The organism is Leclercia sp. AS011 (assembly GCF_037152535.1).
Classification (GTDB): Bacteria; Pseudomonadota; Gammaproteobacteria; order Enterobacterales; family Enterobacteriaceae; genus Enterobacter.
In genome coordinates this window covers 1,292,704-1,312,655 of record NZ_JBBCMA010000001.1, presented here as the reverse complement: position 1 = coordinate 1,312,655, position 19,952 = coordinate 1,292,704, and the positions used below count along the sequence as shown (strand labels likewise).

Sequence of the window (19,952 nt, the reverse complement as noted above, 5' to 3'; positions counted from 1 at the left end):
AAACGCGTTAAGAGCGCTGATTGTAATACGGCACGCCTAACTCGTCGGATTTGTCGCTGCCTGCGCCCATATGGTTAAAATCGTAAGGCGACTGGCCATTGGCCGTGGGCAGGATCATGGTGTCGCGGTTGTTTTGCGGCGTGACACCAGGCGTTTGCTCCGCAAAACTCTGGCCGGAGACCAGCACCAGGGCGGTGAGGGCGGCGGAAGCGAATAATTTCATAGATTCCTCGATACGTCTTAGAGCCTATCCCATTAGGCTATTTTATTTGCCATTTTGAACCTGGGCAGTGCTCACAATCCTCACGTACTTAAAGTACGCTCCGGTTGTTCCGCGCTGTCCGTGTTCAAACTGTCTGCAACAATTACGCCTACTGGGATAGCCTTAAATAAAGGCGATTAGCAGTTACAGTGATTGATCGGAAGCAAATACCGGGATTCCCCGTGCATATTGGTAATACGGTATTTATGCGGTGGCACATCGAAGTAGTTCTTGAACGTGCGGGTCAGCGTCTGCTGCGATTCAAACCCGTAACGCTCAGCCAGATACAGGATCGGCTCGTTACTTTCCTTCAGCTTCTGTGCGATTTCCGTTAATTTGCGGCTGCGGATGTACTGGCCTAATGAGTGGCCGGTCTCTTTTTTAAACATCCGTTGCAGGTGCCATTTTGAGTAACCTGAGCGCTCGGACACTTTCTCAAGCGAGAGCGGTGACTCCAGGTTATCTTCGATCCAGCCCAAAATGCTATGAATAGTGATGGCGTCAGTATTGCGTCTGGACATCGTCATACCTCTTTCTGTTTACGGCAGGATCTTCTTAAGTAAGTGCTCAAGAGTGGCCACTTCATCCGCCGTTAAGTTTTTTGTTAGTTCCTGGTGCAGTTCTTGTCCTACTAATTGATGACATTGTTCACACATAGCCGCGCCGTCGCTGGTCAGTTGCAACAGCACGCCGCGTTTGTCATTCGGATTAGGGCGGCGCTCAATCCAGCCCTTGCAGACCAGCCGGTCGATCATTCGCGTCAACGCGCCGAGGTCGACGGATAAGATTTTCTTAAGCTCAACCGGCGTAATACACACTTCGCAGCGCACAGAGCAGAGCACTTTAAATTGCGTTGCGGTGATATCCAGCGGTGACAGATAGTCATTGAGCAGGCGGTCTTTTTTCTGGTTAACCATATAGATAAGCCGACCCAGCGGAATGATTTCGTTGAAGAGGTCACTGGTGCTTTTCACAATGGTTGCCCTGGCAAGTAGTTTAATCACGGCAGATATTATTGCTCAGGCAACTATAAGTCAACTGAATGCATTAGCTTATGACACGATTTGCTAAAGCGATTCAGATCACCTTTTTGCCCGCTTTGCGGATCGTCATATCATTGGGATGAATTGATTTCGGAATGAAAATATTACTTACGCCGTGTGCGTGGCTGAAACGGGGCTTTTCACCGTATACTTGCCTGGTGATATTTTGCTAAGGACAACTCCCTAAAATGGTTGATTTAATTAAAGCAATTGGCCTTGGGCTGGTGGTGCTGCTGCCGCTGGCGAACCCGTTAACCACCGTTGCGCTGTTCCTCGGGCTGGCGGGAGACATGAACCGCGAGCAGCGTAACCATCAGTCGCTGATGGCCTCCGTTTACGTCTTCGCGATCATGATGGTGGCCTATTACGCCGGGCAGCTGGTGATGAATACCTTCGGCATATCCATCCCCGGCCTGCGCATTGCTGGCGGGCTGATCGTGGCCTTTATTGGTTTCAGGATGCTGTTCCCGCCGCAGAAAGTGACGGATAACGCTGACGCCCAGGACGCACTGGAAGATAAGCAGGGCAAGCCCGCGCCGAACATCGCCTTCGTGCCGCTGGCGATGCCCAGCACCGCCGGCCCGGGGACAATTGCGATGATCATCAGCTCCGCCTCGACGGTGCGCAGTGGTTCTGACTTCCCTGACTGGGTGATCATGATTGCCCCGACGCTGATTTTCGCCATTATCGGCGTGATCCTCTGGGGCTGTCTGCGTAGCTCGGGCGCAATTATGCGCTGGGTGGGTAAAGACGGTATCGAAGCCATCTCCCGTCTGATGGGCTTCCTGCTGGTCTGTATGGGCGTGCAGTTTATTATTAACGGCGTGCTGGAAATTATTAAGAACTACCCGTAACCCTCAGATCGGGTGGCGTTCTGCCACCCGATGTTGTTGTTAGCCGTGATGCGGCTGCTCTTCCAGGGCGACAGGCCATTTGCGGAAGATCAGCACCGACCAGATCAACGCCGCCAGGGCCGGGATGGCGCCCAGATAGCCAATCGACGCCATCGACAGATGCAGGATCACCTGATTGCCCACCAGCGCACCCGCGCCAATTCCCAGATTGAAAATACCGGAGAAGAGGGCCATCGCCACGTCCGTGGCGTCCGGTGCCAGGGCCAGGACTTTCACCTGCATCCCAAGACCGATAATCATGATCGCCACGCCCCAGACGACGCTCAGCAGCGCAAGATTTGTCTCACTCCCCGAGGCAGGCAGCAGCAGGAGCAGGCACCCCAGCAGCAGGCCGATGGCGCTGCTCACCAGCGCAGAGGCGTGACGGTTGCCGAGCTTGCCAAACAGCAGGCTGCCGATAATGCCCGCGCCGCCCAGCAGCAACAGCAGCACCGTGGCAAAGCTGGCGCTGAAACCGGCGATGGTCTGCACAAACGGCTCAATGTAGCTGTAGGCCGTATAATGGGCGGTGACCACCACCACCGTCAGCAGATAGAGGCTCATCAGCGCCGGACGACGCATCAGCAGCGGCAGACTTTTCAGGGAACCGGAGTGTTCGCTCGGCAGTGCAGGCAACAGCTTGATCAGGCACAGCAGGGTGAACAGTGCCCCGAGCCCGATGACGAAAAAGGTGGTGCGCCAGCCGAACATCTGCCCGACGATGCGCCCGAGCGGCAGCCCCAGCACCATCGCTAATGCGGTGCCGGTCGCCAGCAGGCTCAGCGCCTGGGCACGTTTCCCGGCCGGGGCCAGGCGGATGGCCAGCGAGGCGGTAATCGACCAGAAAATGGCGTGGGCAAAGGCAATGCCGATCCGGCTGATCACCAGCACCGTAAAGTTCCACGCCAGGAACGACAGGACATGGCTGGCGATAAAGAGCACGAACAGCCCGATCAGCAGCTTGCGCCGCTCCATCTGGCTGGTGAGCAGCATAAAGGGTAACGACATCATCGCCACCACCCAGGCATAGATGGTAAGCATGATCCCAACCTGGGCGGTCTCCATGCCGAAGCTGCCGGCGATATCCGAGAGCAGGCCGACGGGGACAAATTCAGTGGTGTTAAAGATAAAGGCGGCAACGGCGAGCGTAACCACCCGTAGCCATGCCACCCTGCGGGAAACGGTGTTGGTTGTCATAGGGATGTCCGGGAGTCGTTACGTCAATGAGGTGAGGCGATCTTAAAACCTTCCCTGCTGGAAATACAATCATTTTGTGATCTGGATCTCACTCAACCCTAAAAGTAATAGCTGGTGAAACGGGTTATTTTCCATAAATATAGGATGCAACATTACGTTAACAGTGGGTCTGGCGATGCAGGGAATCGAGTTTTATCTGGTTGATGCCTTTAGTGAAGGCGCCTTTGGCGGTAACCCGGCGGCGGTCTGCCCTTTGCCGGAATGGCTACCGGACGAGACGCTGCTCAGCATGACGCGGGAGCACAACCAGTCGGAGACCGCATTTTTTGTGCGCCACCGGGGCGGTATTGAGCTGCGCTGGTTCACCACCAACGGCGAGGTTAACCTCTGTGGTCACGCCACTCTGGCTACCGCCTGGGTATTGTTTAACGAGCTGGGTTATCCCGACTCCCGCATTCATTTTGAGACTGCCTCCGGCAGGCTTACCGTCAGCCGTGACGGGGAGTGGCTGACCCTCGATTTCCCGGCCTGTCCGAGCGAGCCGCAGATCCCACCGCCGGAGATGCTTGCCGCGCTGGGGATCGAGAACTACATCGAGGCCCGCAAGGGGCGTGCCTGGGTGCTGGTGCTGGAAAATCGCCAGCAGGTCGAGGCGATCACCCCGGATATCAACGCCATGACGCCCGGGGAGCATAAAGTGTCCATCACCGCCCGCGGCGAGGGTGAATACGATTTTGTCAGCCGCTTTTTCTCCCCGGGGGCGGCGCTGTGGGAAGATCCGGTCACCGGATCGGCGCATACCATGCTCATCCCCTACTGGAGTGAAAAGCTGAATAAAACCTCGCTCTTTGCCCGCCAGGTTTCGGCCCGCGGCGGCGATGTGCGTTGTGAACTGAAGGGCGACCGGGTGTTAATGAGCGGCAGAGCATCGCTGTATATGAAAGGTCATCTGTTTTTACGCTAACAATAAGGGTTAACCCAATGAAAGAAATTGCATTTTATCTGGTCGATGCGTTTAGCGATCGCGCGTTTGGTGGGAATCCTGCGGCCGTTTGCCCGCTCGAGGAGTGGCTGCCGGACGACGTGCTGTTAAAGATGGCCCAGCAGCATAACCAGTCGGAAACCGCCTTTTTCGTGCGCACCGACGCGGGCTTTGAGCTGCGCTGGTTTACGACGCAGTACGAAATTAACCTCTGCGGGCACGCCACCCTCGCCAGCGCCCACGTGATTTTTGAGTATCTGGACTACCCGCATACCGAGATCGTCTTCTCCACCCGCTTCGTGGGCGACCTGACCGTTACCCGCAGCGGCGACTGGCTGACGCTTAACTTCCCGGCGTGGAGCAGCGAGGCGGTAACGAATCCGCCGGAACTGCTGTTCAGCACTCTCGGGATCGCCGGGGCGAAGGAGGTACGGGTAGGGCGCGATTACATGGTGGTGCTGGAGAATCAACAGCAGGTTGAAGCGCTGACCCCTGATATCGACGGCATGATGCCGCTGGATAAGATGGTCTGCGTCACCGCTCCGGGGGATGAGTATGACTTTGTCAGCCGCTTCTTCTGCCCGGGGGAATCGGTGGCGGAGGATCCGGTGACCGGCTCCGCCCACAGCATGCTGATCCCCTACTGGAGCGAGAAGCTGGGTAAAAACGCGATGCAGGCGCGACAGGTCTCTCCCCGCGGCGGCGATCTGCGCTGCGAGCTGAAGGGCGACCGGGTATTGATTGGCGGCCAGGCCGCGCTCTATCTGCAGGGGACCGTGTTCCTGCGGAGGTAAAACCGCCCGGCGGCGCTGCGCTTGCGCGGGCCTACAAAAGCCACGACATGTAGGCCGGGTAAGGCGCAGCCGCCACCCGGCAAACAGACCGCACACATCACCCCAATGACGCCCCGCCGCACAGCACCAGCTCCTGCCCGGTGATGGGCGCGGCCTCGGCGCTGAGCAGAAAATTGACCATCGCCGCCACCTCTTCCGGAGTAATCAACCTGCCCATCGGCGGCACTTTTGGCGGTGATGTCTCCCGTCCCGGCGCGCTCAACATCGGGGTCTGGGTCGCACCCGGGGCCACCACGTTGGCGGTGATCCCGCGCGGTGCCAGCTCCGCCGCCCAGCTGCGTACCATTCCCACTAATGCCGCTTTGGTGGCGACATACTGCGAACGCCCGGCGGCACCGCGTGAGGTGCGGCTGCCGATCGCCACCAGTCGTCCCCCCGCGCTCATCTGCGGGGCAAAATGGTTAAACAGGATCTCGGCGGCGTGAATATGCAGCCCCCACAGGCGCGCACTGACCGCCGGATCCAGCTCGCCGAGCGGGGCGGCGGCCATCATTCCGGCGGCATGAACTATCGCCTGGGGAACCGGCAGGGGGGCGAGCGCCTCTCTGAGCGTGACACTGTCACTCATGTCCACGCTCAGGCTGGTGAAGTTCGGGTGCCCGCCATCCACACCGCGACGGCTTAAGCCCGTTACCCGCCAGCCTTCCGCCAGCAGGCGGGTGACGATGGCTTCGCCAATGCCCGAGCTGACACCGGTGACAATTGCATGGCGCATATCACACCTCCAGCAGGGCGCGAGGCACCTTGAATACCGCCTTGCGCACGGTCATGGGCATACCCACTGCGCACAGCGCCTGATGGGGCTCCTCGGGCAGAAATACCGCGAAATCCCCGGGCTTCAGGGTGATGCTCATCGTGTGTACCGCTCCGGCGGCGATCCAGAGGTCCGGTTTACGCTCCTCGTCTCCTGGCTGCGCGACAGACTGCATCCCGGCGCAGATCCTCTCTTCACCTGCCAGCATCACCTGAATATCGGCATATAAATAGTGATACTCAGTATGACGCTGGTCCTGCGGCTGAGTCTGCGCCGGGCCGATATGGCAGAACCACCGGCAGCCTTGCGGCTGCCAGCGCCCGTCGTCCCGGGCGGCCAGCGCCGCCAGAGAACAGTCCGGGCGATCGAGGATCTCCCGCAGCACCGGAGGAAGCCCGGCCAGCGGCAGGGCGTTTAGATGTCCGACGATCACTGTTGCGCCTCCTTCACCCACTCCGGTGAGACGCGCACGTATTTGATCGCCTGACGGAAGTACGTATAGGCGATATGCAGCGACCCGTCGGGACCCTGTTTGATGCTCGGGTAGGAGAACTCGCGGTTCAGTTTCTCCAGCGAGTTGTTGGTCATGCAGTAGCCGTCGCCCTCGTCGAGGTTGCGCTGCCAGGCCCAGCTTTTCCCGCCGTCGTTGGAGATCGCCACCGTCATCGGCGCGCGCGGTGCCCCCCAGAAGGCGGCACGACCGTTTGTCACTTCAGGCTCTTTGCGCCCGTCGCCGTCGTCAATCTCGTCATACAGCGAGGCGCGGCGCTCCAGCGCTCCCGCCGCACTCATGTGGTTGAACACCAGCGCCAGCTCGCCGCTGGCCAGGGTCGTGACCTGAATCGACGAGTTGTTGTTCGGCAAGGCCGTCGGCTCCGGCACCGACCAGCTTTCACCGTTGTCCAGCGACTGGCTGATATAGATATTGTCCGCCCAGCGGCTGCGATACAGCGCCACCAGATGGCCGTTTTTCAGGGCGGTGATATTCATGTGCACGCAGCCCAGGCTCTCCGGCACCTCGACGTCGCGCCAGCTTTTCCCCTGATCTTCGGAGATTTTCACCGCGCTGATGTCGTCGTTGCCGACCCATTTCTCGCCCGGCTGGGTCCGGCAGTAGAAGACCGGCAGCAGCCAGTTGCCGTTCTCCAGCACCACGATCGGCTGGCGAATAAAGGTCCCGGGTTTATCCAGCAGGGTGGCGATCTCGCCCCAGCTTTTGCCCAGATCCTGCGACTGGCGGTAGCGCACGATGGCGGTATCCTGATTACCAGAGAGCTGCGCGGTCCACAGCAGCCACAGCACGTTGTCCGGGGCGAGGAACAGCACCGGGTTCTGCTCCGAGCGGCTGGCGTCATCCGACAGCTTCACCGCCTCGCTCCACTGGTTGCTGCCGGGGGCCAGACGTGACCCCCACACTGAAATATCAGCGATCCCTTCCTGGGTGCCGCCGAACCAGACGCACATCAGGGTGCCATCCGGCAGCGGCAGCAGGTTCGCGGCGTGGTTCTGCGGGCAGGACGAGGGCAGCATCGCCGTTTCCACGCGGGCATCCTGCGGCTGCGGGCGAACAATCCCGTCACGGGTTACGGTTACAGACATATCAGACTCCATTATGTTGAACAGGGGCAGGCGCTTTGCGATCCGCTTTGTTGGGGATCAGGCGGTCGAGGACCATAATCACCGCCGGGGTGATCAGCGCGATATACATATTGTTAATGCCAAACGGGTCGCCCAGCAGATACCACACCGAGGTCACCACGCAGGCACCAAGCAGGCCAGCATTTGCTCCGCGGGTGCTTTTGAAGAACGGCGCATAGAAGGCAATCACCGCCACCACCGTAATCGACAGACGAATGGCGCGGGTGAAGAACGACAGCTTCAGCACCTCCGGCACCAGCAGAACGAAAATCAGCGGCAGGAAACCAATCAGCAGCGACATCCAGCGGGTGGCTTTAAACTCCTGCTCCGGGGTGGGGTTGCGGTAGGGCACATAGAAATCTTTCACCACCAGCGAAGCGATGGCGAGGGCCACGGTACTGACGCTGACGAAGATCGAGGCAACCAGTGACGTTGTCACCAAACCGGCCAGCCACGGGTTCATGTCCTGCAGGAAGATCGGCATGGCGTACAGGCTGTCGATCTCCGGGTGCAGAAACTTCGCCGCCACGCCAATCACCGCAATCGCCAGGGCAATCGGCAGGCAGAAGAAGAAGGCTACCCAGGTGGCTCGTTTCGCCGACTTCACATCTTTCGTCGAGGAGATAGCCTGGATCACGAACTGGGTACAGAAGATGGAGCCGATGGTACCAATCAGCCAGGCAAAGATGGTGCTGGCACCAATGTTGCCATCCCAGGTCCAGTAGTACGACGGCATCTGCTCGATCATCGGGGTGAAGCCGCCGGTTTTGGAGAGCGCGAAGCCCATGATCACCAGGATACCGAAATACTTCAGGGCGCTGTGCAGCAGCGTGACCCAGGCCACCCCTTTCATGCCGCCAAAGGCGAAGTAGAAAGTACTGACAATGGCAGTGATAAAGGCCGCCACCGGCAGGTTAACCTTCAGCACGGTGGAGATGGCTGCCGCGCCGGAGACATAGTTCCCGACGTTTACCAGCAGCAGGGCGTAGATCATGATGATCGAGATGATGTTTTTGGTGCTGGTGCCGTATTTCTCGGCAATCGCCCCGGAGATGGTGATTTTGCCGGTGTTATAGATGCGCTTCACCAGCAGCAGGCCAAACAGCGGGAAGCCAATGGCCGCGCCAATCACCGACCAGGAGGCGGCAAAACCGTCCTCAAACGCCGCCTGAGCGGTGCCGATGGTCGATTTGGCCCCAATGTATTCGGACATCAGCAGGATCCCGACGATAAACGCCGGCATGGCCCGGGAGCCCTCCATAAAGTCGCCGGTGTTTTTACTGCGCAACCGGAAGGTCAGCCAGGTGGTAAACAGGATGTAGACAATCACAATGCCTACGATGATCAGGGTATCTTCAGCGGTAAAATTGTTCATCTTTGCCTCTCATCAGGGCGTAGGAACCCTGGGTGCCTGAGGCACCCGGTATTCTTATGGACGAAATCAAACGCCGGTTACTGCAGTGACTTCGTCACTATCTGGCGGATCTGTTCAGTCTGTTGCGCATCGAAAGCCACCGCGTAGCGGCTTTCACCCACCTCTTCGCCCATCACCTGCAGCGCTTTTTTCACCGCCGCCGGGGAGAAGGCCACTTTATACAAATTGGTCCGCAGTTCAGTTACCCCTTCCTGCGCCTGACGCGAGCCATCGATATCCCCCGCGTGGAACCGGCTCCAGATGGCGTTGATCGCCTCCGGCGCGACGTTTGCCAGCCCGGAAATACAGGCGGAACAGCCGTCGACAAAGCCCTGATGGATCAGCGAGTCCGGGCCGTTCAGCACGTCAAAGTCCTCGATGCCCTGGGCGGCTTTCAGGAAACCGCTCAGGCTCTCGTAGCTGCCCGCGCTGTCCTTGATGCCGATGATGTTCGAGTGCGAAGCCAACACCCGCGCGGTCTGCGGTTCAATGGTGTTACCGGTGCGCGCCGGGATGTTATAGAGAAAGACCGGCACCGTCAGGGCATCGGCGATGGCGGTGTAGTGGGCGATCAGTTCCGCCTGGCTCAGGGGGACAAACCACGGGGTGATCACCGACACCGCATCGACGCCGAGGCTTTCAACCTGCTTGCCGAGGCGGATAGTGGCGCGGGTTGAAATCTCCCCGATATGCGCCACCACCGGCGCACGGCCTGCCACCTCTTCCACGCAGGTGCGGGTCACGGCCACTTTTTCCTCTTCGGTCAGCACGAAAAACTCACCGTTGGTGCCGCCGCAGAAAATACCGTTTCCCGCCGCCAGCTGGCGCTGGATCTGGCGTCTTAGTCCCGGCAGATGCAGGGCCCCGTCGTCCATAAAGGGGGTGACGATCGCCGTCAGCACGCCCTCAATCTTGTTACGCATTTTTCACTCCTTCGAGGTTAAATTTCGGGGAACAGGGTCTGATAAATCCCCTGCACCTCGGCATGGCTGACCTGACGCGGGGCGTTGTTCATCAGGCGTTTTACGTTCAGAGCGGCATCGCTCAGGGAGGCGATGTCATCCCGCGGCACGCCCAGCGTTTCGAGGTTGTCCGGTAAGTTCAGGCGGCGCACCAGGGCGGCAAACCAGTCCACCAGCGCGTAGGATTTCTCCTCCGCCGACAGGGAGGTATCGGCACCCGGGACCAGATCCCACACCTGAGCAAATTTTTCGACCGCATCCGGGCGTACCACGCGCATGCAGGGCGCTAACAGAATGGCGTTCGCCACGCCGTGCGGCAGGTGATACTTCCCGCCCAGCGGATAGGAGAGGGCGTGCACCAGATGGGTTCCGGCATGGGCAATGGCCACGCCGCCGTAGTACGAGGCCCACAGCATCTCCAGCTTCGCCGCCAGGTTATGCGGCTCGGCGCAGGCGGTTTCGATATTGTTCAGCAACTTACGCAGGCCAATCAGCGCCGCGTTATCGCTCACCGGATTCGCCACGGTGGCAGTAAAACACTCGATCAGGTGACACAGGGCGTCGATCCCGGTTGAAGACGCAATGTGCGGCGGCATGCTGGTGGTGAGTTCCGGTAACAGCGCCACGTAGTCCGGCAGCAGCACCGGGGAGATAATGCCGATTTTGGTGCTCTGCTCGGGAATGGCGAGGATTGCGTTTGGCGTGGCTTCGGAGCCGGTCCCGGCGCTGGCCGGGATCAACAGAGAGGCGAGGCGAAGGGTCGGTTTTTCACCCGCCAGCAGCGCGTCCAGCCCCGGTGAAGAAGGGTGGCACAGCACGGAGAGCAGCTTGGCCACATCCAGTACGCTGCCGCCGCCCACGCCCACCACCAGATCGAAGGCGGTGTCGTTGATCTCCGCCAGCAGGGCGCGGACGTCATGGTTGGTCGGCTCCGGCGGCACGCTCTCAATCACGCTCACACTGCGGTTGTCGGCTTCCAGCAGGCTGCGGATGGCGCGGGCGGCGTCCAGACGGGCGATATTGCCGTCGGTGACCAGTAAAAGGCGCGTCTTGCCTGCCAGCAGGGGCGCGAGGGCCGGGATCGCACCCGCACCGCTGATAATCGTACTGTTAATGGTTAACACATTGCTCTCCTGTTGCTGTGTCTGTGATTGATTTCACTCAAACCAGGCAATCACAGTCATCGTGTGTCTAAATTTATAATTTATTCGCAAACCGAATAACTTGATCTTGCTCACATATAATCAATCATGATTGAATATAATCATTAACAGGAAAGGCTAACCTTTGGGGATGTAAGTGAACAACCTGAACAGAGAAGTGGTGGTGATCGCCGATGACTTTACCGGTGCCAATGACGCGGGCGTCAGCCTGGCGTTAAGCGGCAAAAAGGTCAGCGTCGCGTTTCAGACACCCTTTACCGGCGACACCGATGCGCTGGTTATTAATAGCGACAGTCGGGCGCTCGGGGCATCAGAGGCCGCTGAAAAGCTGACGCGCTACGCCGACGAGATTGACGGCGCAAAATGGCTGGTGAAGAAAATCGACTCCACCCTGCGGGGCAACCCCGGGGCGGAAGTGGCGGCGCTGCTGCGTCTCAGCGGTCAGCGTCAGGCCATCATCGCCCCGGCCTTCCCGGCGGCGGGGCGCACCACCCAAAACGGCATCTGCCTGGTGAAGGGCGTCCCGGTCACGGAGACCGAATTTGCCAGCGACCCCAAAACCCCGGTGCGCCATGCCCATATTGCCGCCGTACTGGCGGAACAAACCGCCCTTACCAGCCTGGTCGTCAACCCGGCCCAGCTGACGGTGGCCCTGCAGGGCGATGCGCAACTGGTGATTGTTGATGCCCAAAGTGACGACGAGCTGGACCAGATTATCAACGCCGCCTTCGCCTGCGAGGAGCGTCCGCTGCTGGTAGGCTCCGCCGGGCTGTGCGATGCCCTGGCCCGCCGTCTCGCCACGCCGCGTCAGCTGCTGGCGGTAATCGGTTCGATGAGTGAGATTGCTCAGGAGCAGATCCAGCGGGTGCGCAGTCAACGCAATGTCAGCAGGGTACTGATTGATATCAATGATGTGTTTAACCACGCGATGGCGGGGTATGAGGAGCAGATCGCCGCAGCGCTGACGGCAGGTCAGCACTGCGTGGTGCATACCTGCGCCGATACCCAGGCCCGGCATCAGATCGACGCCCTGTGTCAGCAGCGCGGATTAAGCCGCGCCGCGCTGGGGGAGACCATCAGCGCGTTTCTCGGGGAGTTAACACGCAAGGTGCTGGAGCACCATAACCCGGCGGCGCTGTATGTCTCCGGGGGCGACGTGGCGATGGCGGTTGCCAGCGCGCTCGGCGCGCAAGGTTTTGCCATACGCGGACAAGTGGCGCAGTGCGTGCCGTTTGGTCGATTTTTGGGTTGTCGCTGGCAGGGGCCAGTTATGACGAAAGCGGGCGGTTTTGGTACTGCAACCACGCTGCTTGAGGTTTTGCATTTTATCGAGGAGAAGATGAGTGACTAATATCATTGCTGTAACCATGGGCGACCCGGCGGGCATCGGCCCGGAGATCATTATCAAATCCCTGACTGAAGGCGAGCTGTCCGGCGCGCCGGTCGTGGTGGTCGGCTGTGCCCGTACCCTGCAACGGGTGCTTGAGAAGGGCATCACCGCTCCGGCGGAGTTACGCGTGATTACCCGCGTCAGCGAGGCGCAGTTCGGGCCGTCCATCATCAACGTGCTGGACGAGCCGCTGGCAGATCCCGAGGCGTTACAGCCCGGCGTGGTGCAGGCCCAGGCCGGGGATTTGGCCTACCGCTGCGTGCGTCGCGCCACCGAGCTGGCGATGGCGGGCGAGGTGAAAGCCATTGCTACCGCGCCGCTGAACAAAGAGGCGCTGCATCTGGCGGGTCATCACTATCCGGGCCATACCGAACTGCTGGCGCACCTCACCGACAGCAAGGATTACGCGATGGTGCTCTATACCGACCAGTTAAAGGTCATTCACATCACCACCCATATCGCGTTGCGCAAATTCCTTGATACCCTCAACCAGGATCGGGTAAAAACCGTGATTGGCATTGCGGACACCTTCCTTAAGCGCGTGGGGTATAAAAATCCGCGTATCGCCGTGGCCGGGGTCAACCCGCACGCCGGGGAGAACGGTCTGTTTGGCGACGAAGAGATCAAGATTGTCGGCCCGGCGGTAGAGGCGATGAAGGCGAAAGGGCTGAATGTGTCAGGGCCATGCCCGCCGGACACGGTCTTTATGCAGTGCCACGAAGGGATGTATGACATGGTGGTGGCGATGTATCACGATCAGGGGCATATCCCGTTAAAATTACTCGGTTTTTACGACGGGGTGAATATCACCGCCGGGCTGCCGTTTATCCGCACTTCTGCCGACCATGGCACCGCGTTCGACATTGCGTGGACAGGTAAAGCGAAGTCTGAGAGCATGACGGTTTCTATCCAGTTAGCGATGCAAATCACACGGGAATAATATGAAGGGATATAGCCGGTTAGAACAGATAATGGACTACCTGAAAGGGCACAATCTGGTGACGGTGGATCAGCTGGTGGCGGCGACGGATGCCTCGCCCGCGACTATTCGCCGGGATCTGATTAAGCTCGATCAGGAGGGGGTGATCAGCCGCACGCATGGCGGCGTGACCCTGAACCGGTTTATTCCTTCGCAGCCCACCACCAGCGAAAAGATGCAGCGCAGCCTGGCGGAAAAACACGCCATTGCCTGCGCGGCAGCCAGCTTTGTCAAAGCCGGTGACGCGGTGGTGCTCGATGCGGGCACCACCATGATCGAACTGGCGCGCCAGTTGACCCATCTCCCGCTGCGCGTGATCACCAGCGATCTGCATATCGCCCTGTTTCTCTCGGAGTTTAAGCAGATCGAGGTGACGATCATTGGCGGGCGCATCGACGACTCCAGCCAGTCCTGCATCGGCGAGCACGGCCGCCGCCTACTGCAAAACGTCTGGCCGGATATCGCTTTTGTCAGCTGTAACGGCTGGGATCTGGAGCGCGGCATTACCTCCCCGACGGAAGAGAAAGCGGCCCTCAAGCGGGATCTGATCGCCAATGCCCGCCGCCGGGTGCTGCTGGCCGACAGCTCGAAATACGGTGCCTGGTCGCTGTTTAACGTGGCTCACCTCAACACTCTCACCGATATCGTTACCGATAAACGGCTGGACGAAGGGGTGCAGCAGACCCTAAGCCAGCTTGATGCCACTCTGACCCTGGCCCCTTAGGATTCAGGGCAGACGGGCGATATTGGCTCTGATCACCTCCGCCGAATGGCGGAATTTTTCTAATTCGTCGTCTGCAAGCTTCAGCTCTATGATCTGCTGGACGCCGCTCTGGGCCAGCACCGCCGGGACGCCAATCGCCACGCCATCCACGCCATACTCACCGTCCAGAATGCAGGAGATCGCCAGCGCCCGGTGGCTGCCGGTGAAGATATTGCGGCAGATCTCGGCGATAGTGGCGGCGATACCGTACTCCGTGCAGCCCTTGCGGGCATAGATCTCAAAGCCCTGTTTGCGCACGCGCTCGGCCAGCTCATCAAAATCCAGCGTTTTGCCAGTGTGGCGCTGATACACGTCGGCAATGGGCGAGCCGTAGACCGCCGAATGTGACCAGACCGGGAACTGCGTATCTCCGTGCTCGCCCAGAATAAAGGCGTCGATGCTCTGGGCACCGATATCCAGCGCCTGTGCCAGGGTGCGGCGCAGGCGGGTGGTATCCAGCCAGACGCCGGTGCCAATCACCTGATGGCGCGGCAGGCCGGAGAGCTGCCACACCTGCCAGGTGATGATGTCGCACGGGTTAGTGGCGATCAGAAAAATGCCGTTAAACCCACCGGTCATCATCTGCGGCACAATGCTTTTCACAATGCGGGCCGTGGCGTTCAGCTCATCCAGCCGCGTCTGCCCCGGCTTGAGGGCACCGCCGGAGACGGTGATCACCGCGATGTCCACATCGGCACAGTCGCTCGCCTCGCGGGTGGAGATGGTCATCATCCCGGGCATATAGGCGGCGGCATCCGACAGATCCCAGGCGTGACCTTCGCTGCGCTGCTGGTTGATATCCACCAGCAGCAGCTCTTCACAAATATTCTGGTTCAGCAGGGCATAGGCGGCGGAGGTGCCGACGTTTCCGGCCCCAATAATCATCACTTTACGGGCTTTGGTGTTCATTGTTTTTCCTGACATTTTAACCGTGACTGGGCCCAAACTTACGCCGCAGGCGCGAGGCGTGCAATGGCTGGCGGCAGTTATAAGTTAAAAATATGCCCGCAACGTAGCCGCCCGGCGTTAGGGTGGAGAAAAACGACAAAAGGAGCCTGCCATGTATTCCATTACCTCAGAATCGCCCGCCCATCCGGATATCACCACCCTGATTGCCGATCTCGACAGCTACCAGAGCGCGCTCTATCCGGCGGAAAGCAACCATCTGCTGGATCTGACCGGGCTGCCGGAACACAGTTTGATCATGATGGTGATCCGCGATCGCCAGCTTAACGCCGTCGGCTGCGGGGCCATCGTACTCAACGGCGACGGCAGCGGGGAGATGAAGCGGGTCTATATCGATCCGACCCATCGCGGGCAGCGGCTGGGGGAAAAACTGCTGGCGGCGCTGGAAGATGAAGCGCTCAGCCGCAGCTGTCACACGCTGCGACTGGAGACGGGGATTAAACAGCAGGCGGCCATTCATTTGTATGAGCGCTGCGGGTATCAGCTGTGCGAGGCGTTTCCCCCGTATGCGCCCGACCCCCTGAGCCTGTTTATGGAGAAGGTGCTGGTGGCTGACCTTCGTTTAGCAGTGCTATAAAGGCTTCGAGCTGGCGAGTCATCGCCCCGCGACGCCACACCAGCCAGGTGGTGAGCCAGCGCCAGTTCTCTGCCAGCGGCCAGGCTTCCACCTGCTGATGACCGGGCATGCTTTCCAGCATCGAGCGCGGCATCAGCGCAATTCCGGCACCGGCAATCACGCAGGCCAGCATGCCGTGGTAGGACTCCATCTCATGAATGCGCCCGGGCGTGGCGCGATCCGCATGAAACCAGCTCTCAAAATGGCGACGATAGGAGCAGTTGGCGCGAAAGGCGTAGATATCCCGTCCGCTGACGGCCAGAGCCCGCTCGACCTTCGGCTGACCGGCGGGTACCACCAGCATCATCTCTTCCCGGTAGACCGGCATCCCCTCCAGCTCCGGGTGGGTTAAGGGCCCGTCAACAAAAGCGGCGCTCAGGGTCCCCTCCAGCACGCCGTCGATCATCATCCCCGATGGACCCGTCGCCAGCGCAAACTGAATGCGCGGATAGCGCTGGTTAAACTGCGCCAGCGAGGCCGGAATACGCACCGCCGCCGTGCTCTCCAGCGACCCGAGGGTAAACAGCCCCTGGGGTTCATCACCGGCCACCACCATCCGGGCCTCATCCACCAGGGCGAGGATCTGTCGGCTGTAGCGCAAAAAATTGTGCCCCGCGGGGGAGAGGCGCAGCCGCTGGTTCTCGCGGATAAACAGCTCTACCCCGAGGTCGGCTTCCAGTTGCTTGATGCGGGTGGTGAGGTTTGAGGGCACGCGATGCACCTTCTGCGCGGCCAGGGTGATGCTGCCGGTCTGGGCGACGGCGTTGAACATTTCCAGCTGGGTCAGATCCATATCATTCTCGTATCGTGAATAAGGTGGTCACTATTATTCATTTTTAAGAAATAACAGACCAGGCCACACTGTAGCAACTGTTATTACACGGAGCCGATCATGACTATACCTTCTGCCACTCATGCTTTATCTGTTAACCCGGCAAACGGCGAAACCCTGGCCGTCTGGCCGTGGGCGACCGCCACCGACGTTGAACAAGCCCTTGCCCGGACCGATGCCGCTTTTCGCCAGTGGCGCAGCGTCCCGGTGGCGGCGCGTGCGCAAAAACTGCGCGATCTGGGTACCGTGCTGCGCAACCGTGGCGAAGAGATGGCTCAGATGATCACTCGCGAGATGGGCAAACCTATTGCCCAGGCGCGCGGGGAGGTGGCGAAATCCGCCGGGCTTTGCGACTGGTATGCCGAACATGGCCCGGCGATGCTCGCTACCGAGGCGACGCAGGTGGCGGATGCGGTGATTGAATATCGCCCGCTGGGCCCGGTGCTGGCGGTGATGCCGTGGAACTTCCCGCTATGGCAGGTACTGCGCGGCGCGGTGCCGATTATCCTCGCGGGCAACAGCTATCTGCTGAAACACGCCCCGAACGTGCTGGGCGCCGCGACCCTGATTGATGCCATCTTTAATGACGCCGGATTCCCGCAGGGTGTGTTTAGTCAGCTGAATGCCACCAACGACGGGGTAAGCCAGATGATTGCCGATCCGCGCATTGCGGCGGTGACCGTTACCGGCAGCCTGCGGGCCGGGGCGGCGATTGGCGCTCAGGCCGGGGCGGCGCTGAAAAAATGCGTGCTGGAGCTGGGGGGATCCGATCCCTTTATCGTCCTCAACGATGCCGACCTCGATCTGGCGGTGAAAGCGGCGGTGACCGGGCGCTATCAGAACACCGGGCAGGTCTGCGCCGCCGCCAAACGCTTTATCGTCGAAGCGGGGATTGCCGACGAGTTCAGCCGTCGCTTTGTTGAGGCCACCGCGGCCCTGAAAATGGGGGCACCGGACGCAGAAGAGAATTACCTGGGGCCAATGGCGCGTTTCGATCTGCGCGACGAGATGGATCAGCAGGTGCAGGCTACGCTTGCCGAAGGGGCGACCCTGCTGCTGGGCGGCGAGAAGCTGGCGGGGGCAGGGAACTACTATGCGCCGACCGTATTGGGGAATGTCACTCCGACGATGACCGCCTTCCGTCAGGAGCTGTTTGGCCCGGTGGCGGCCATCACCGTGGCAACCGATGCCGATCATGCCCTGGCGTTGGCGAACGACAGCGATTTCGGGCTCTCTGCCACAGTGTTTACCGCCAGCGCTGAGAGAGCGGATCGCTTTGCCCGCCAGCTTGAGTGCGGCGGGGTGTTTATCAACGGCTACAGCGCCAGCGATGCCCGCGTGGCCTTTGGTGGGGTGAAGAAGAGCGGCTTTGGCCGGGAGCTGTCGCACTTCGGCCTGCATGAGTTCTGCAATGTGCAGACGGTGTGGAAAGACCGGGTTTAACAATGTGCATCTGCCGGGTGGCGCAGCGCTTACCCGGCCTACAAAATCTGTAGGACCGTGCAAGCGCCGCGCCGCCGGGCGTTCCTTCCCGCTGTCATCTCCCTGAAATAGTTCTGTCATTTTCACTGCGTAGACTCGCCCACGTCTAAGGCATTGTTAATGAATACATTTATGAACTTAAGCAAAATTTATCGCCGCATTACTCCCCGGCAGTTTGGTTTGCTGGCGGGGATCTTCTGCATTATCGGGCTCTTCTCTGCCGTACAAATCTCATCCTCGATTTTCCTCTCCGTCTCGCTGCGGGATGCCCAGCGCAATGAACAGCGTAATCAGATGGCGTACCTGCAACAGGCCAAAGTCGATCAGGCGCGGATCTCGCTGCTGGCGGCGAGCGATCTGCTCAATCGGGCGGGGGTTTACTTTATGCAGGATAAAGAGACCGGTTCGGACGGGAGCTGGCACAGCCTGATGGACGAGGCCCAGCTGGCGCTGCGGGATTCTCAGCAGGCGTGGCAGGCCTGGCAGGCGATGCAGCCCCCGCGGGATGAGGCGCTGCTCACCAGCTATCAGCTGTTCTTCGATGCTATCCGTGAACAGGCCGACGGGCTGGTCAATAGCCAGTCGATTGACGCCTTCTTCGCGGTCCCCGCGCAGGCATTTCAGGCGGACTTCAATGACAACTACGCCCGCTATCAGCAGGCCAGCGTCCAGCGCGCCGCAGAGGGGCGTCAGTTGTTGACCGCCAGCCTCTCCAGCCTGCAATCCCTGTTCTTACTGGCCCCGGTGGTGCTACTGGCGATCGCCGTAGCGGTGTGGTTTGCGATGTCGCGCTGGGTGATCGTGCCGCTGCGTCGGCTTATCGCCCATATCAATCTGCTGGCGGCGGGGGATCTCTCCGCGCCGCCGCCGGGCGTGAAACGCTTTAACCGCGAGATGGCGCAGCTTGGCGACAGCGTCGATACCCTGCAACAGGGCCTGCAGCAGCTGGTGACGCAGGTCAGCGAGGCGACCACCTCGATGGTGACCAATATCGGGTCGCTGGCGGAGGGCAATCAGAAGCTCTATCACCAGTCGGCGCGTCAGGCGCAGGAGCTGAAAGAGGTCACGGCGCACATTGCCGACCTGGAGACCCATGTCGAGGGCAACAGCGGCTACGCCAGACTGGCGAGCACGCGGGCAGACGAGGCGCGGGAGATGGCGGCGGGCGGCGATCGTATGATGGAGACGGTGAACGCCTCGATGGCGGCGATTGTGGCGCGTTCTTCTGAAATGCGCGGCATTGTGGCGATCATCGATAACGTGGCGTTTCAGACCAATATTCTGGCCCTGAACGCGGCTATCGAAGCGGCGCACGCCGGGAATCAGGGGCGCGGTTTTGCGGTGGTGGCGCGGGAAGTGGGGCTGCTGGCGCGTAAGAGCAGCCACTCGACGCAAACCATTCAGCAGCTGATTAATCACTCGCTACAGGGCATCGAAGATGGCTCGAAAGCGGTGACCCGGCTGGAGGATAATCTCCAGCAGGTGATTGGTCTGGTGGGCAATCTCTGTAGCTTACTGAATGAGATCTCCGTGGCGACCCTCAGCCAGGGGGACAGCATTCACCGCATGACCGGCCAGCTACAGGCCCTGAACCAGGTGGCGCACCAGACCGATGAACTGGTGAACACCGCCTCCGAGGCCTCCCGGCGACTGCATGATGAATCCGGCCTGCTGTTACAGGCGGTTTCGCGGTTCCGACTTCCTGCCTGACGTCATCCATCAGCCTCTGTTATACTCGCAGGCCGTTTTTGGCCTGTGAGCA

21 protein-coding genes are annotated in these 19,952 nt (G+C 60.1%); 9 read left to right on the top strand and 12 right to left on the bottom strand.

What is annotated here, in order from left to right:
- Positions 1-7 precede the first annotated feature (7 nt).
- The 3 genes from marB to marR all read right to left on the bottom strand — a co-directional run bounded on the left by marB (position 8) and on the right by marR (position 1,236).
- Positions 8-223, bottom strand: a complete 216-nt coding sequence (marB, locus tag WFO70_RS06080) for a multiple antibiotic resistance protein MarB (protein ID WP_337015160.1) — start codon at positions 221-223, stop codon at positions 8-10.
- Positions 224-399: 176 nt separating this feature from the next.
- Entirely contained in the window at positions 400-783 is a 384-nt protein-coding gene (marA, locus tag WFO70_RS06075; RefSeq protein ID WP_138369239.1) for an MDR efflux pump AcrAB transcriptional activator MarA, read from the bottom strand.
- Positions 784-801: 18 nt separating this feature from the next.
- Positions 802-1,236 carry a multiple antibiotic resistance transcriptional regulator MarR gene (gene marR, locus WFO70_RS06070; RefSeq protein ID WP_337015159.1) on the bottom strand — a complete coding sequence of 145 codons (435 nt, stop codon included), beginning with the start codon at positions 1,234-1,236 and terminating at the stop codon, positions 802-804.
- A gap of 257 nt (positions 1,237-1,493) precedes the next feature.
- Here marR and WFO70_RS06065 point away from each other — a divergent pair, with 257 nt between their 5' ends.
- Positions 1,494-2,159 (top strand): MarC family NAAT transporter, encoded by a 666-nt coding sequence (locus WFO70_RS06065; protein WP_337015158.1) that lies wholly within the window; start codon positions 1,494-1,496, stop codon positions 2,157-2,159.
- Positions 2,160-2,198: 39 nt separating this feature from the next.
- On the opposite strand, the gene WFO70_RS06060 is transcribed toward WFO70_RS06065, so the two are convergent.
- Entirely contained in the window at positions 2,199-3,395 is a 1,197-nt protein-coding gene (locus tag WFO70_RS06060; RefSeq protein WP_337015157.1) for a sugar transporter, read from the bottom strand.
- Positions 3,396-3,570: 175 nt separating this feature from the next.
- Between WFO70_RS06060 and WFO70_RS06055 the strand changes: the two genes are divergently transcribed.
- Positions 3,571-4,359 carry a PhzF family phenazine biosynthesis protein gene (locus tag WFO70_RS06055; protein ID WP_337015156.1) on the top strand — a complete coding sequence of 263 codons (789 nt, stop codon included), beginning with the start codon at positions 3,571-3,573 and terminating at the stop codon, positions 4,357-4,359.
- Between the two features lie 17 nt (positions 4,360-4,376).
- Positions 4,377-5,171 carry a PhzF family phenazine biosynthesis protein gene (locus tag WFO70_RS06050; protein WP_337015155.1) on the top strand — a complete coding sequence of 265 codons (795 nt, stop codon included), beginning with the start codon at positions 4,377-4,379 and terminating at the stop codon, positions 5,169-5,171.
- Positions 5,172-5,268: 97 nt separating this feature from the next.
- Here WFO70_RS06050 and WFO70_RS06045 read toward each other — a convergent pair whose 3' ends face one another.
- The 6 genes from WFO70_RS06045 to WFO70_RS06020 all read right to left on the bottom strand — a co-directional run bounded on the left by WFO70_RS06045 (position 5,269) and on the right by WFO70_RS06020 (position 11,123).
- A complete protein-coding gene (locus tag WFO70_RS06045; RefSeq protein ID WP_337015154.1) occupies positions 5,269-5,946 on the bottom strand; it encodes an SDR family NAD(P)-dependent oxidoreductase in 678 nt (225 codons plus the stop codon).
- Between the two features lies 1 nt (position 5,947).
- On the bottom strand, positions 5,948-6,418 hold the full coding sequence (locus WFO70_RS06040; RefSeq protein WP_337015153.1) for a YhcH/YjgK/YiaL family protein: 471 nt from the start codon (positions 6,416-6,418) through the stop codon (positions 5,948-5,950).
- Positions 6,415-7,584: a sialidase family protein gene (locus tag WFO70_RS06035; RefSeq protein WP_337015152.1), complete on the bottom strand. Its 1,170-nt coding sequence runs from the start codon at positions 7,582-7,584 to the stop codon at positions 6,415-6,417. The genes WFO70_RS06040 and WFO70_RS06035 overlap by 4 nt, the downstream gene beginning before the upstream one ends.
- 1 nt (position 7,585) lies before the next feature.
- Entirely contained in the window at positions 7,586-8,998 is a 1,413-nt protein-coding gene (locus tag WFO70_RS06030; RefSeq protein WP_337015151.1) for a sodium:solute symporter family protein, read from the bottom strand.
- A 77-nt stretch (positions 8,999-9,075) separates the two neighbouring features.
- Positions 9,076-9,960: a dihydrodipicolinate synthase family protein gene (locus WFO70_RS06025; protein ID WP_337015150.1), complete on the bottom strand. Its 885-nt coding sequence runs from the start codon at positions 9,958-9,960 to the stop codon at positions 9,076-9,078.
- Between the two features lie 17 nt (positions 9,961-9,977).
- A complete protein-coding gene (locus WFO70_RS06020; RefSeq protein ID WP_337015149.1) occupies positions 9,978-11,123 on the bottom strand; it encodes an iron-containing alcohol dehydrogenase in 1,146 nt (381 codons plus the stop codon).
- Between the two features lie 175 nt (positions 11,124-11,298).
- Between WFO70_RS06020 and dtnK the strand changes: the two genes are divergently transcribed.
- The 3 genes from dtnK to WFO70_RS06005 are packed head-to-tail and all read left to right on the top strand — an operon-like array spanning position 11,299 to position 14,255.
- Positions 11,299-12,513 carry a D-threonate kinase gene (dtnK, locus tag WFO70_RS06015; protein WP_337015148.1) on the top strand — a complete coding sequence of 405 codons (1,215 nt, stop codon included), beginning with the start codon at positions 11,299-11,301 and terminating at the stop codon, positions 12,511-12,513.
- The gene (locus WFO70_RS06010) at positions 12,506-13,492 is read left to right on the top strand and encodes a D-threonate 4-phosphate dehydrogenase (RefSeq protein WP_337015147.1); all 987 of its coding nucleotides are present in this window, start codon (positions 12,506-12,508) and stop codon (positions 13,490-13,492) included. The genes dtnK and WFO70_RS06010 overlap by 8 nt, the downstream gene beginning before the upstream one ends.
- A 1-nt stretch (position 13,493) precedes the next feature.
- On the top strand, positions 13,494-14,255 hold the full coding sequence (locus tag WFO70_RS06005; RefSeq protein WP_337015146.1) for a DeoR/GlpR family DNA-binding transcription regulator: 762 nt from the start codon (positions 13,494-13,496) through the stop codon (positions 14,253-14,255).
- A 3-nt stretch (positions 14,256-14,258) separates the two neighbouring features.
- On the opposite strand, the gene WFO70_RS06000 is transcribed toward WFO70_RS06005, so the two are convergent.
- Positions 14,259-15,203, bottom strand: coding sequence for an L-lactate dehydrogenase (locus tag WFO70_RS06000; protein WP_337015144.1), 945 nt, complete (start codon positions 15,201-15,203; stop codon positions 14,259-14,261).
- 151 nt (positions 15,204-15,354) lie between these two features.
- On the opposite strand from WFO70_RS06000, the gene WFO70_RS05995 reads away from it, so the two are divergent.
- Positions 15,355-15,837: a GNAT family N-acetyltransferase gene (locus WFO70_RS05995; RefSeq protein WP_337015143.1), complete on the top strand. Its 483-nt coding sequence runs from the start codon at positions 15,355-15,357 to the stop codon at positions 15,835-15,837.
- On the opposite strand, the gene ptrR is transcribed toward WFO70_RS05995, so the two are convergent.
- Positions 15,791-16,669, bottom strand: coding sequence for a putrescine utilization regulator PtrR (gene ptrR, locus WFO70_RS05990; RefSeq protein ID WP_337015142.1), 879 nt, complete (start codon positions 16,667-16,669; stop codon positions 15,791-15,793). The two genes, WFO70_RS05995 and ptrR, sit on opposite strands and share 47 nt — an antisense overlap.
- Before the next feature lie 99 nt (positions 16,670-16,768).
- On the opposite strand from ptrR, the gene sad reads away from it, so the two are divergent.
- Together sad and WFO70_RS05980 are read left to right on the top strand one after the other, a co-directional pair.
- Positions 16,769-18,151: a succinate-semialdehyde dehydrogenase gene (gene sad / locus WFO70_RS05985; RefSeq protein WP_337015140.1), complete on the top strand. Its 1,383-nt coding sequence runs from the start codon at positions 16,769-16,771 to the stop codon at positions 18,149-18,151.
- Positions 18,152-18,322: 171 nt separating this feature from the next.
- Positions 18,323-19,900, top strand: coding sequence for a methyl-accepting chemotaxis protein (locus WFO70_RS05980; RefSeq protein ID WP_337016625.1), 1,578 nt, complete (start codon positions 18,323-18,325; stop codon positions 19,898-19,900).
- The last annotated feature ends 52 nt before the right edge of the window (positions 19,901-19,952 follow it).